The sequence below is a fragment of the Terriglobia bacterium genome, from assembly GCA_036496425.1.
Taxonomy (GTDB): Bacteria; Acidobacteriota; Terriglobia; order 20CM-2-55-15; family 20CM-2-55-15; genus 20CM-2-55-15.
The window spans coordinates 1-13,125 of the sequence record DASXLG010000307.1; the positions used below are offsets into that span (position 1 = coordinate 1).

Consider the following 13,125-nt stretch of genomic DNA (forward strand, 5'->3'; position numbering starts at 1 on the left):
CTGGCGCGATGTTTTGTAAGCAGGCGCGATGTTTTTTAAGCAGGCGCGATGTTTTGTAAGCAGGCGCGATGTTTTGTAAGCAGGCGCGATGTTTTGTAAGCAGGCGCGTTGTTTTATTAGCAGGCGCGATGTTTTGTTGGCCGGCGCGATGTTTTGTTGGCAGGCGCGATGTTTTATTAGCGGGCGCGTGCGCATATATATAAGGTAGGGCCTCCGCATCCCCAGGTTCCGGCTTCTTCCTCGATCCCCGGCCCACCCTGAACTGCCAGTTCAGGAATCCTGACATTCAGTTCAGGGTACCCGTGGCGATCCTTCCCAGCGAAGAACCTAACTCGTTGATAAATATAGTTCGGCCAGACCCTGCCCCATTTGGCACGGCGGTTGCGTTATAGGAGCCCGCGAGACGTGATCTCGCAAAAACAAACTTCACAGAAAGAGGAAAAAAACATGGCTACAAAGTCGAAGATTCTGAAATTGAACATTGTTCATCCGTCCCCGAGAACGAAGGTCGCGGACTTGTTGTCCCGCGGTCACTCGGTTTTCACGGACATGGGCGTCAAGGTTGACGTGTTCGGGACCCCGCCCCTTCCCTTGACAACGCTGAAGCAGGACCTGGACAACCTGACCACGTCGTCTGCGGCTGCAAACGATGGCGGCAAGAAAGACATTGCGCAACGGGATAAGGACCGTCAGGTGGTCGAGCAGGATCTGGATCTGCTCTCCGCCTGGGTGCTGAAGATTGCCAATGGCGATCCGGCCATCGTCACATCCAGTGGCTTCATGCTGGCTTCGCCACGTGCGAAGTCCTCGCCTGAGCCGCTGCCGCAGCCGGTGGTGGATTCCGTCACTCAAGGGGTGAGCCGCCAGCTGCTGGCTGAGATTTCTCCCGTTCCGAAGGCGCACGGTTACGTTTTGCGTATTGCACCGCTGACAAACGGGGTCCCCGACACCTGGACCGAAGTCACCGTGACCTCCACCAAGGGCGCGGTGGCGTTCAACGACCTGACGCCGGGTACCATCTATGCATTCCAGGTTAAAGCGCTCGGTAAAGCGGGCTTTACGAACTGGAGTGATTCCGTTACACGCATGTGCATCTAGCGTGATGGCCTGGGCCTGCCGCGAAAGTGGCAGGCCCGCATTTCAACCTTTGCATTGTCCCAGCTTGACCACCCCGTCTGCTCGCAATAAGGTGGCTTCGCGACTATCTTATGGAGCTCGCATCCACCCCTCCTGTGTCAGGAGGGGAGTTGCAGAACTGCACTACATCTTGTGCCTTTTGTGCTTCTTGTGTTCCGTTCTTTGCTTGTTGCCAGATTTGTTCACACCTTATAAGATGCCCGCCCCATGGGCGCCAGACTTAGAGCGATTTCGGGACCGCTGGAAGGGAAGGAGTTTCCCTTCTTAGACAAGGAAACCACCGTCGGCAGAGGTGCGGAGAACCATATCGTCCTGAAGGATCCGTTGGTGTCCAAGCTGCATTTTGCGTTCTGGAGCGAGAGCGGGAAGTATTACTTCCGCCACGTCGGCACGCGGAATGGCGTCCGGGTCGACGGTGAGGTGAGCCTCCGCGGTCCGCTGAAGGAGGGCAGCCGGATCGAGTGCGGCACCACTATCTTTGTGGTTCTGATTCAAGACAGAGTGCCGCAGAAGTTTCTGACCGTGATCGACGGCGAGATCGCGAAAAACCAGGCTCTCGAAACCTTGCGCGTGGATTATTCCTCGATCGCGGACCTGACGTCCTACTATCGTGGGGGCATGGGGGCGGCTATCCAGATGGGCAGCTGTCTGAAGGCGATTCAAGATCCGCTCAAGCTGCTGGCGCACCTTCTCGATCTGATTTTCCGTATCATTCCTGCCAAATGCGGAGCGATCCTGATCAACGGCAAGCACATCGGGCCCGAGCCGGGCGATTTCGTTCTTCAGATCTATCGCGACTCCCGTTCCGGCCGCATAGAGCCCTTTCCTTTCAATACCCGGCTTGTGGCCGAAGTCCAGGCAACGCGCGAACCCCGCATGCCGAGCACGATCGTTCCTCCCACGATTTGCGTTCCCTTGCTTTCCGGCGAACAGCTCAAGGGCGTCCTTTATCTGGAAGGTGTCCGGGGCGCGGCCGCCTTCGAGCCGGAGCATCTGCAATGGGCCGAGCAACTCGCGGATATGCTGGTCACGGGGCTCGGTGAGTCGCGGCAGGTCGAAACCATCCGTCACGAAAGGGATGTGTTGAAAGCGGGGCAAGGGACCGGCCCCGAGCTGGTCGGAGAAAGCGAGGCCATCCAAAGCGTTCTCGAACGGATCGAAGTTGCAGCAGGCTCGGATATCCCGGCTCTGATCACAGGCGAGACCGGGACCGGTAAGGAGGTCGTCGCCCGGATGATTCATGCGAGGAGCAACCGTGCCGCTGAACCTTTTGTCGCTGTCAACTGTCCGGCCGTCCCCGAAACGCTCTTCGAAAGCGAGCTTTACGGGCACGTCAAAGGTGCCTTCACCGGCGCGACCGAATCCCGGGACGGCAAGTTCAAGCTGGCGGACCGCGGGACGCTGCTGCTGGACGAGATCGGCGAGCTGAAGATGGAGATGCAGCCGAAACTGCTCCGTGCCCTGGAGCAGTTCGAATTCGAGCCGGTCGGCTCTAAACGAACCGTGACAGTCGACGTCCGTGTGATCGCCTCCACGAACGTGGACCTGGAAGAGGCGGTCCGCCATCACCGCTTTCGCGAGGATCTGTATCAGCGCCTGAAGGACCTCATTATCGTCCTGCCGCCTTTACGCGAGCGGCGCGAAGATATCCCGCTGCTGCTCGATCATTTTCTGGGCCGCTTCGGGACCGGCGCCGGAGTCAGCGGGATCGCGCCGGACGCCCTGAAAGCCGTGCTGGCCTACGATTGGCCAGGCAATGTCCGGGACCTCCGCGGCATGGTCCGGTCCGGAGTGGCGTTCGCGAAGGCCGGCGGCTCGCCTGTTATCCGGATGAAAGATTTGCCTCCGGCACTGCTGGAGCCACGGAGCGCGGCTGCCGCAGCCGCCGCACCTGCACCTGCACAAAGTAACGTCCGAAAGAGCGCCCGCGAGATCGCGCTCGACATCGTGACGGCCGAGATCGAGAGGGTTTATGCCGAAACCCGCAATAAAGCGGAAACGGCGAGACGCCTCGGCTACAGCGAACGCTATGTGTACCGGAGGCTCGAGAGCGGAAATAAGGACCGATAGCTCGGTGGCGTGGACATTCCCCGCCTTTTCAAGGCGGGGTGCCCGAGCGATCAAACGTTAGAACGCTCGGGCGGGGCGGTTATCCACGAACCGCGCAGCGCACCTTATTTTGTTGGAAGTTACTAACCGCCCCGTCTGCGCCGCTAAGGAACGGAACCATTTTATTTGTGGCGCATCCACCCCGCCTTGAAAAGGCGGGGTATATACCTATACCGGACGCCGTATAATGCCGCTACTCGAAATGAAGAGATACAAGCTGGAACGGGAACTCGGGCAGGGAACCGCGGGCATCGTCTATAAGGCCTTAGATACACTCACGGAGCAGATCGTCGCGGTGAAAGTGTTTCACGATTTCCTCGGCGTCCCGGTACGCGAGCTGGAGATCGCCCGCCGGATCCGGCATCCCAACGTATGCTGCGTCCACGAATATCATGAAGAGGACGGAGTCAAATTGCTGTCGATGGAGTACATCGATGGCCTCACTCTGGCGGAGCGGCTCCCTGAAGGGGCGCTTTCCCGGAGCGAAATCCTGACCATCGCCGGCGAATTCCTCGACGGCCTTGAAGCGATCCATAAGATGGGTTCCATGCATCTCGACCTGAAGCCTGGAAACCTCATGCTCACGCGAGATGGCCACGTCAAAATCCTGGACTTCGGACAAGCCCGCCGGATCGATCCCGATGATTACGAAACCGGAAACGCCCCGGGCGGCACTCCCGCATACCGCGCTCCCGAACTGTCAACTGGCGCGCCGCGTGATCCGCGCGCAGATATCTATTCCTTCGGAGTGATTTTCGCCGAGATGCTTTGCGGCGAGCACCCCAGACCGCCGGTTCCGATCGATTTTCCCGCCGATGTGCGGGGCGAGGTCCGATCCACGATCGAATGCTGCGTCGAGATGGATCGCAACAAGCGCTTCAACTCGGTTGCGGATGTTCGCAACGCAGCGGCCCTGAACGCGCCACAGCTGCAGCCGTCCCGGGGCCGCACCGCGTTTCTAGCCGCCGCGGCCGCCGCATTAATTCTGATCGCAATCTACTTTTTCTCTTCTGTCGGCGCAGTAAAGAACGCCGCAACATCCGGACAAGGGACGAAAACGGTTGTGAAACGGGAGCAGAAGACGATTGACCGCGTCGCCGTCCTTAACTTCCACAACCTCAGCGGCGACGCCGCTCTCGAGTCTTACACGGCCGGCATTGCAGAAACCATCACCGCCGAGCTCGCGCAGGTCAGCGGGCTCATTGTCGTCGACCGCGATCGCGTGCTCAGCGCCGCCCACGATATCGACATCCCGAAGTTGGATATCATTCCAGCCGCCAACGCCGCAGAGATCGGCAAAGCCATCGGAGTCGACGCGCTGATTACCGGAAGCATCCAGAAATCCGGCACGGACGTGAGGCTCATCGGACGTATCATCGATTCCGCTACCGGCCAGGTGTTCGGCTCTACGCCCGCTATTGACGGCGCATTCCAGGACCTCTTTAAACTGCAGGCCGATCTCGCCGGGCAATTAGTCGCCCTCATTCACGGCACTCCCGTCGAGCGTTCCCAGAAAGCGCCTCGCGACGCGCACAGCAGCGAAGCCTTCCAGGCGTTCTCGAGCGGCGTCTACTACCTGGAGCACGATCTTCCCGCCGATGCCCTCAAAGCCTTCGACCGAACGCTCGCGATCGATCGGCAATATCCCGCCGCCAACCATTACCGCGGTCTGACGCTCGCGAAGCTGAACCGCCTCGATGACGCAAGCGATGCTTTCAAGCGTGCCCTTCCGCAATCGAAAGCCGAAGAAGACCGTCACCTGGAACTGGCGTCCGGCCTATTCCAGCTCCGTCAGCGGCATTGTCCGCGCCAATGACACGGTGTGGCGCCACTTGCAACGGGATCTGTTCGCTCCGCACCGGCCGACATCCCTGCAGCGTGCCGCCTACGGCGAAAGCAACGGCAAGTCGACCGTCCTGCAGTTCGTGGATCTCGCCAAGCGGGGGTTCCGCCGGGTGGAGGTCGCGGATGAACACATTCTTTTGAACGCGAATGCCTACGGCAACGACAACCTGACGATCGTGCCGTCGATCGATCCGAAGGCCTCGCCCGCGCAACAGAAGATCGGCTTATATGCCTTTTCAAAAGACGGCAGCCTGGCCTGGCATGCCGGACTCGCCGATTTCGGCAAGGACATGCCGCGCTACGCACCCATCGGCGGCGCCGTCTACATCTATTACCCGGCGTTGCGCCGCTTCGATCTGCTCGACGGCCGCACGGGTGATCGGCTGTGGGAGAGGGATGGTCTCGCATTGGACGGCGTCGAGGCGCCCTGGACCGCGAGCACGAAGGCTTACGGCGACATTTTCATATTGAGATCGGAAGGCGTCTATCACGCCATCCGGAAATCGAATGGAAGCGATGCCTGGACCGTGCGCGTTCAGTCGAAGCAACCGTCGGAGCTGCTGACGACCCGGGGTCTGGTGGTCTTCGAGCCCGAACGCCGGATCTTCATTGTCGATCTTGAAACCGGTAAGACGACGGGCGAAATCGCGATCGAGCAATTCGCGGATACGTTGCGGACGGCGGCCGGGCCGCAGTACCTGGTGAGCGCTATGGCGCGCGGCAGCGTCCTTTATATGATGGCCCGAAACCTCGATTTCTGCGCGATCGACCTGGCGAGGGCAGCCATCCTCTGGCGCACGCCTTTGAAAAGGACCGTGCAACATATTCGCGTCCTGGGCAACCGCCTTTACCTCGGTACGGCGCAGGGCGACATCGTGGTGCTCGATTCTGCCTCCGGCGCCGTGATTCGTACGATTCAGGTATCCGCCAAGGGCGTGCTGCTCGATAGTGTCGGCGATAATGGCCTGATCGTGCGGGCCGACAAGACACTCTACAGTCTGGCGCTTGACGGCACCAAAAACTGGGAATACCCCGGCGTGGACATGGGGCCTGCCGTGACGTTTGTCGATGGCGCCGCGGTTTTCTATCGGTCTCCGCTGCAGATTTCGGCCATCGATACCGCAACCGGAAACCAGCTCTGGCAATACCAGGGCACCGGAACGACGCCACCATCGGTCCTGTCCGACAGCGGCCGGCTGTTCATTATCGATGACACGGGCGTGAAGCAGTACCGGACTTCCGGACCCGCAACCGCCGTGACCGAGATGACCACGCTGACCGAGCTGGCGCGAACCTATCGCGCGAAGCACGACTTGAATCAGGCGCGTGCGTTTGCCGCGCAGGCGTCGGTGCTCGATCCGGATTATCCGCCGCTGGTGCTGCTCGAGGCGCGGCTGTCGCAGGCGGCGGGCAACGCGGCAGAGAGTGGAAGGGAACTGGCACGCTACGCCGATCTGGTCGGGCTCGATTCGAACGATGGGCGGCGGACGATCGACGAATTGAAGCGCGATCACGGGTTGTTATGGGTGACGCAGATCGGGACGGATGTCGCCGGCGAGCCGGTGCGAATTGGAGAGCGCCTCGTGAGCATCGGCCGGAAATCCGCGCAGGATTCGGAGGGTGTTCCCATCGATCGCACGATCATGGGCCTGGATCCCGAGACCGGCGCGATCGCCTGGCGCTTCGCCACCGAACGGTTCATCGCCTCGGTCGCCGTTCCGGAACCGCAACCTTGTATATATTACGTGGCCGGAAGTCAGGCCGACCTGAACAGCTTCTATCTCTACCGCGTCGATGTGCGCAGCGGTGACCGCAAGCAGGTCGCCGTGTGGAAAGGCAAACAGCGTATCGACCAGGCCTGGATCGCGTTTGTCGGGAGCCGCATCTTCGTAGCCAGTGTGGTGCCCGATATCAACACCCACACCGTTCAGGTCTTCGTCGACGCCTTCGACGCAGCCTCCGGCATGCATGCCTGGACGCACAACCAAACCCTGAAGATCGGCGACCGCGACGCCGGCGAACCGATCCGCATGTTTGTCGCGCGCGACAACCTGGCCGCGTACTCCGCCGGCGGGCAAACCTACGCGCTCCGCGTTGCGGATGGCTCGCTCCAGCCGGCGCCAACCTGGCCTATGCCTGCTGTCGAGTCCCGCGCACGCAGAGACTTACTCTGGCCGTCTTCAACGACGTTCATCGACGGCCGCCGGCTGTTCGCCTTCACGGCCCACGGCCACGCCTTCGCGATCCGGACCAGCGATTGAAAATGAACCCGAGCAGCCGCAGATGACGCGGATGACGCAGATGGGCTGTGCGCATTTTTACTTCCCATCACGCGCACTTCGGCGTCACACTCTTGGGCAGAACGTCGTTGGAGAAATGTGATGAGAAGAATTCACTGGGCGTTGTTGCTGGTGGCGACTGTGGGCAGCGTTGCTGCGACGAGAGTAAGGCCGGTTTCGGCTCAGGGTGCAGCTACCCCGAAATTCGATGTTGCTTCGGTGAAAGCGAACAAGTCCGGGACAACGCAGGCGAATATTACTTCACCGCCGGACGGCATCATCATCGTCAATCTTCCGTTGCGCGGCATCATCCAACTGTTTTTCCAGATTAACCAGCCATCGAAAGTGATCGGCATTCCCGATTGGACCATCACCGAGCGGTTCGATATCAACGCACGCGCGGCAGGACCGATCACGGCCGATGAGCGGCGCGCGATGGTGCAGGCGTTGCTCGCGGACCGATTCAAGCTCGTGGCGCGGCGCGAGAAGCGTGAAGTCACCGTTCTGGCGCTGATGCTCAATCGAGCCGACGGAAAGCTCGGCCCCAATTTGATCGAGAACAAGGTCTGCATTCAACCGGGCGCTGCGACCGCTCAGGGCGAAACGGCGGCGGGCGCTCCACCGCCTGTCTGCGGTCCGAAAACCGGCGGCGCCGGCAGATTGCTGCTGGTCGGCATGCCGATGCAGGGATTCACCAGCCTGCTTGCCCTGGTGCTTGGCGGCACGGTGGTCGACAAGACGGGGCTGACCGGCCGCTACGACATCGACCTCAATTACGCACCGGAGCGGCAGCTTCCCCGGGGTGCGGAGATCCCAGGGACGCCTGCCGATCCCAATGGACCTTCCATATATACCGCCGTTCGCGAGCAACTCGGACTGAAGCTTGAGCAGCAGCGGGATCAAGAGGAAGTCCTGGTGATCGATCACATCGAACGACCGGGCGAGAACTGACATGCGGGTTGCACCAATCCTGCTTGCCACGGGAATTGTCGTTCTGGCGCTGTGCCTGCAATACGCAGGCGCGCAATCCGCCCGCCCGCAATTTGAAGTGGCTTCGGTGAAGCCGAACAAGTCCGCGGCGACTTTCAGTGATGAAACGTGCCACGGAACGGATTCAAATTACAGTCCCGCAGCCGAGGTGCCGCCGTTGGGCCGCTGCAGGGTTATTCACTCGTCCCTCAAACGCATCATCAGCTATGCCTATTTAGGCAGGCTTTTACCCCCGCAAATGAAGCAAAGAATCATTGGTGGCCCGGGTTGGATGAGTAGCGACAGATTTGATATCGATGCAAAGGCTGAGGACGCCTCGGTAACAACCGGGCAACTTCGAGAGATGCTCCAGACTCTTTTGACCGACCGATTCAAGCTTCAGTCGCACTTTGAAACGAAAGAGACGCCGGGATTCGCTTTAACGCTGGCAAAAGGCGGCTCCAAACTTGTCGAATCGAAGTCTCAGGAGGAACGGTCCAGTACGATGGGTAGTCCGGGCCAATTATCTACAGAGAATACGAAACTCTCGGAATCGTTGGTGCGGTTCCTCAATTCCGGGACTGCCCTGGACGGCCCGGTCGTCGATCAGACAGGCTTGATCGGGAAATATACCTTCACCTTGAAATGGTCCCCGGAATCCGGCGCTCCAGCAGGTGCCGATCCGTCCGGCCCATCGTTGTTCACCGCATTGCAGGAGCAGCTTGGCCTCAGGCTGCAGCCAATAAAAACGACGATTGAAATTCTAGTCATCGACCACGCTGAAAAGCCTGGCGAGAATTAAGTCCCGCGATGCTGCTGCCTGCCGGATAACCTTCGGAAGAATCCTGCTCCCATTAGCGTGCAGATCACGCCGGCGATGTTCCCGCTGAAGGCAATCAGCCATGTTGGGTAAGCGATGGCCGCCGGGCTCCGGCTCAGTGTGAATATCGTCAAGGCCAAAGCGGCGAGCACTGTTGCGCTGAAAGCAAGCACCATCGCTTTCTGGTGCGGCTGGTAAAGACGATTCAGAATCCAACCAATGCCTGCCCAACCCGACCATGATAGCGTCAACGACAATCCGATCAGCACTCCTGCGGACAAATGTGGATACGCTGGAAGAAGTATGGATGTCCACCGATATTCCAACCTGAGAATGCCGTTGACGTAGACAACAATCGTGCGAAACAAGAAGCCACTTGCCAGGAGTAACGTCCAGCCCGTGAAGATCGCACGAAGGGTGAGAACCTTCTGTTCGCAGATTTCCTGGACGGCGCTCGCGATAATCGCCAGGAGCACCTGTCTCCAGTACCAGAGGCGAGAGCGTCCTTGACGATAGCGCTCCTCCAGGTCACCTGCGACGGCTGCGTTATTCGCCCCACATCCGAATTGTTCCAGTAACCATGTTGCCGCCATTGGTGGCCGTGCGGATCTCATGCCTTCCCCCCTTGCAACTCCGGCAGCCCGTTCCATAATTTAACCAATGACCGCTGTGTCTCCCGCACTTCCTTCAGCCCACGCGCAGTCACATGGAAATACTTCTTCGCCCGACCACCACGCTCTGCTGTGGGCTCACCAAGCTCGGAGGTCACGAAGCCTTTATCCTCCAGCCGCTCCAGCGCCGCATACACACTGCCGATGGCCACATCCCGGCCCGTGCGCTTCTCCAGCTCTTCAGAGATGGGAACGCCATAAGCCTTATCGCCCAGGCGGATGAGCACAAGGATCACCATCAGTTCAAAGCTGCCGAGTTGGTCGCGCTTGGTCATATATCTTCAAGTATAGCGAATAACATCGGCAGCGCAAGAAAAACCTCGGCAGCCGCTTGCTCGTGCTCGCTGGCGGCGTTTTTTATCGCCCCGCCTTGTTGGCAGCCGATTAAAACTTTCGTTGCCGGACCGGCAGCCAAGCCGGAAGCATTGAGATGAGTGCCGTGTCTCTCAAAATGAAATGATGGTAGAGCGCAGCGAGTGCATGGAACACCCCCAACCAGATAATCGCATCCCCCAGCCAAGTGTGAAGACGGGACACCGTCACGCCTGCGTCATGTGAAACTATGGGCAGAGCGGGAATGGACCATCCACCGAGCAGCATCAACGGATGTCCTTCGAGCCAAGCGCCTGCAATGGCTGTGAGTGGAACTGCGAAAAGCAAAAGATAAAGTCCGGTCTCGACGCCCCTTCGCGCCCTGCGCATCCACGGTGCGGCTTCGAGCGGGTCCGGCCGTCTTTCCCCCAATCTCCACAACAAACGGATCGTGACAAGCGCGAGCACACACAGCCCCACGGTTTCGTGAAGCTGCCGTTGGAAATCGCGGGAACGCAGGTAAACGCGTCCCTCCGAGCCCCCGAGTCCATTGCTGAACGCGTACACGACGAGAATTGCCGTCACCCAGTGCAGAAGTTGAGCGATGCCGCCGTACCGCTCGATCCGTTCCATGGAGAAGCACCTTAACACAGGACGCGCACAACGCTAAAAGGCTACTGGGTCGTTGCCTCTGCCGCCGGCAGGTTACGGTCTGGACTTCTTGGATGGCTTCACCGGTTGTGCCTTCTTCGGCGGCGCGGGCTTGCGAATGCGTTCGACCTTCCAGGTACGAATGACTTGAGGATGGCGCGACTTGTCCATTTCTTGCTCCTTGCACGGCTTTGGCGGTTTTTGTCGTCGCCCTGCGCGGCTACTTCCCACAGGTGCGCGTGAAGACTGCCTTGCTGAAGCGCGGCAGGCCATTGGCATCGTTGCCGTCGGAGAGGTAATCCTTCGAGAAGCAGTCCGTTCGGATGTACTTCTTGCCATCATACCGGTACCATCAGTTCAAAGCGGCCGAGTTGGTCGCGCTTGGTGATTTCATTTAGGATAGTGAATAAATATGGGCGTATGCAACTATTTGTCAAATCCGTGTTGCTGTGCGTTACTGTTTAGAAGGGCCGAGCCCGTGAGCCAATCAGCAGACGATCACTTTCCAACCAGCGTCTTCGCTTTCAGTGGCCGAGCCGTGCTGGCGTTGATGTTATGCGTCCTGGCTGGTGGCGTGGCCTGCTGGCTTCCCACCGTCATTGTACAAGCGGTCGCGTTTGCGCTCATTCAAAATACGGACATGCAGACTGGGCAACAGCTTGCGGTCCAGGCTGCACTTGATCTCGTCGCTCCATAGCTCGTAATTACGCTTTGCAGTGGCGTAAGTGAGACCGATCTTCTCAGGGGCTTGCGTGGGCTGCATGGCGTCGTCGGTGAAGGCTCTCTTGAGCTGCGCCAGTTTGTCAGCGGGAAGGTGTGCCATTTATCGACCTATTCAGGCCCGTTTCGGCCAATTGCTCATGGACGTTTCAAAAATCTGAAGTAGAAGGCTGCGAATATTAAGACGATACCTATATTCACTGCCAGCCGTTCCCAGAACTGGTTCTTGAAAAACAGGAAATCTACTGCGACCACAACGGCTATCATGAGCAGGACGTAAAGCGCGATAGTCACTTGGTTTCCCATTTCAATCCCTCATTAAATCTATTGTAGTGTTATCGCCCTGGGTAATGTGGTGGGGCGCACGTGCTGAGGCAGTTGGGCGGGTGAGATGGTGGGCAGGTTCGCTAGCTGGGTACCCGTAGGTAGCTGCTTGTCGCTGTCTCGAAAAAGACCCTGAGCTCCTTGCGATAGAAACAGGATATGTATCCCCCGAATCGCGCTTCCGGGTGGCCGCGTCGACGCCTATCCGCGCGGGAGCGTGTTCTTCCAGATCACGCCGTCCTTGACGATCACCACGAGGTTGCGGTCGAAGTCCCGCAGCAGGTCGATATTTTGCGTCGGGTCTTCGTCGACGAGCAGCATGTCCGCCCAGGCGCCGGATTGGATGACGCCGAGCTTTGCCTCCTTGTACGGATTGCGCAGGCCGCTCATCGAGAACAGCTCGCAGTTAGGGGATGTCGCAATCCTGAGCGTTTCCGAATTGCTGAACACCTGCGCGAAGCGTGTCAGCAAGAGGTTCTGGTTCTTCGTGCCGGCCGGCTGGAAGAGCATGTCGGTGCCGAATGCCAACTTCGTGCCCTGCTCCTTCGCCCACGTCGCGACGCGCTGCCAGTGGCTCGTCGGTTCGGCTTTCGCCACCTGCGCTGGCGTGAGCGGGTTATCTCCGGCTGGAATGGCTGGAGGCTCAGCCACACGCTCTTCTCTGCCATCACCTTCAGCGATGACGCCACCGCCGAGCGCGACCGGCCGGTCGTAGTCCGGGCCGAAGTCGCCATGCCCCGCCGTCTGCGAAATGAGAGCGCCACTCGGGTAGACGCGCGGCCCGGGGATCACGCCGCTGTCGATCGCCTGCTTGAGGCCGAACGTCGGCCCGCCGGTGTCGCGGATCGTCGTGAATCCGCGCATTAACGTGCGCTGCGCTTCCGCAACGGCGTTGGCGTACATGAGTCCGGTGTCGGCGGCTTCCATGTTGGCCAGCGTGTTCGGCGCAAACACCATGTGCCAATGCGCATCGGTGAGTCCGGGAATGAGCACCCGGTCGTGCGCGTCGATCACCGTCGCGCCGTCGGGAGGTGCGACAGCACCCGAGGTGATGCTGGAAATCTTGTTGCCGCTGATCAGCACGCTGCCTGGCCTGAGCCGGCCCTTCCACCAGCGAGATGCGGCGCGAACCGCGCGCGACTCGCGGCAGTGCCAGCGCAGCCACCCCGCCTGTTATGGCGCCGATCGCGGCTCGCCTCGTCATGTCCATTGTCATGCGATACCTCACTGTGCGTTCGGGCTCAACGAATACCCGCCACGCCGTGTTCAGCAGCGCCGAAACATTTCG

Annotated in this window: 12 protein-coding genes; 6 read left to right on the forward strand and 6 right to left on the reverse strand. The window is 59.7% G+C overall.

The annotated features are described in order from the left end of the window. A partial coding sequence (locus tag VGK48_22300) for a hypothetical protein (GenBank protein ID HEY2383917.1) occupies positions 1–286 on the reverse strand: 286 nt, incomplete at its 3' end. Positions 287–447: 161 nt separating this feature from the next. On the opposite strand from VGK48_22300, the gene VGK48_22305 reads away from it, so the two are divergent. The 6 genes from VGK48_22305 (at position 448) to VGK48_22330 (ending at position 9,141) form a co-directional block, all read left to right on the forward strand. After that, on the forward strand, positions 448–1,098 hold the full coding sequence (locus tag VGK48_22305; GenBank protein ID HEY2383918.1) for a fibronectin type III domain-containing protein: 651 nt from the start codon (positions 448–450) through the stop codon (positions 1,096–1,098). 246 nt (positions 1,099–1,344) lie between these two features. After that, positions 1,345–3,207: a sigma 54-interacting transcriptional regulator gene (locus VGK48_22310; GenBank protein ID HEY2383919.1), complete on the forward strand. Its 1,863-nt coding sequence runs from the start codon at positions 1,345–1,347 to the stop codon at positions 3,205–3,207. A gap of 226 nt (positions 3,208–3,433) precedes the next feature. Continuing rightward, positions 3,434–5,062, forward strand: coding sequence for a serine/threonine-protein kinase (locus VGK48_22315; protein ID HEY2383920.1), 1,629 nt, complete (start codon positions 3,434–3,436; stop codon positions 5,060–5,062). Next, positions 4,944–7,352, forward strand: coding sequence for a PQQ-binding-like beta-propeller repeat protein (locus VGK48_22320; protein HEY2383921.1), 2,409 nt, complete (start codon positions 4,944–4,946; stop codon positions 7,350–7,352). The genes VGK48_22315 and VGK48_22320 overlap by 119 nt, the downstream gene beginning before the upstream one ends. 120 nt (positions 7,353–7,472) lie before the next feature. After that, positions 7,473–8,321, forward strand: coding sequence for a TIGR03435 family protein (locus VGK48_22325; GenBank protein HEY2383922.1), 849 nt, complete (start codon positions 7,473–7,475; stop codon positions 8,319–8,321). 1 nt (position 8,322) lies between these two features. Then, positions 8,323–9,141, forward strand: coding sequence for a TIGR03435 family protein (locus tag VGK48_22330; GenBank protein HEY2383923.1), 819 nt, complete (start codon positions 8,323–8,325; stop codon positions 9,139–9,141). Here VGK48_22330 and VGK48_22335 read toward each other — a convergent pair. From VGK48_22335 to VGK48_22355, 5 genes are all read right to left on the reverse strand, one after another. Continuing rightward, complete coding sequence (locus VGK48_22335) at positions 9,138–9,773, reverse strand: hypothetical protein (protein ID HEY2383924.1); 636 nt, start codon at positions 9,771–9,773, stop codon at positions 9,138–9,140. The two genes, VGK48_22330 and VGK48_22335, sit on opposite strands and share 4 nt — an antisense overlap. Further along, a complete protein-coding gene (locus tag VGK48_22340) occupies positions 9,770–10,105 on the reverse strand; it encodes a helix-turn-helix transcriptional regulator (GenBank protein ID HEY2383925.1) in 336 nt (111 codons plus the stop codon). Before VGK48_22340 ends, VGK48_22335 begins: the two co-directional genes overlap by 4 nt. A gap of 109 nt (positions 10,106–10,214) precedes the next feature. Beyond that, complete coding sequence (locus VGK48_22345; GenBank protein ID HEY2383926.1) at positions 10,215–10,775, reverse strand: cytochrome b; 561 nt, start codon at positions 10,773–10,775, stop codon at positions 10,215–10,217. 571 nt (positions 10,776–11,346) lie between these two features. After that, positions 11,347–11,616, reverse strand: coding sequence for a hypothetical protein (locus tag VGK48_22350; protein ID HEY2383927.1), 270 nt, complete (start codon positions 11,614–11,616; stop codon positions 11,347–11,349). Between the two features lie 422 nt (positions 11,617–12,038). Further along, the gene (locus tag VGK48_22355) at positions 12,039–12,920 is read right to left on the reverse strand and encodes an amidohydrolase family protein (GenBank protein ID HEY2383928.1); all 882 of its coding nucleotides are present in this window, start codon (positions 12,918–12,920) and stop codon (positions 12,039–12,041) included. Between the last annotated feature and the right edge of the window lie 205 nt (positions 12,921–13,125).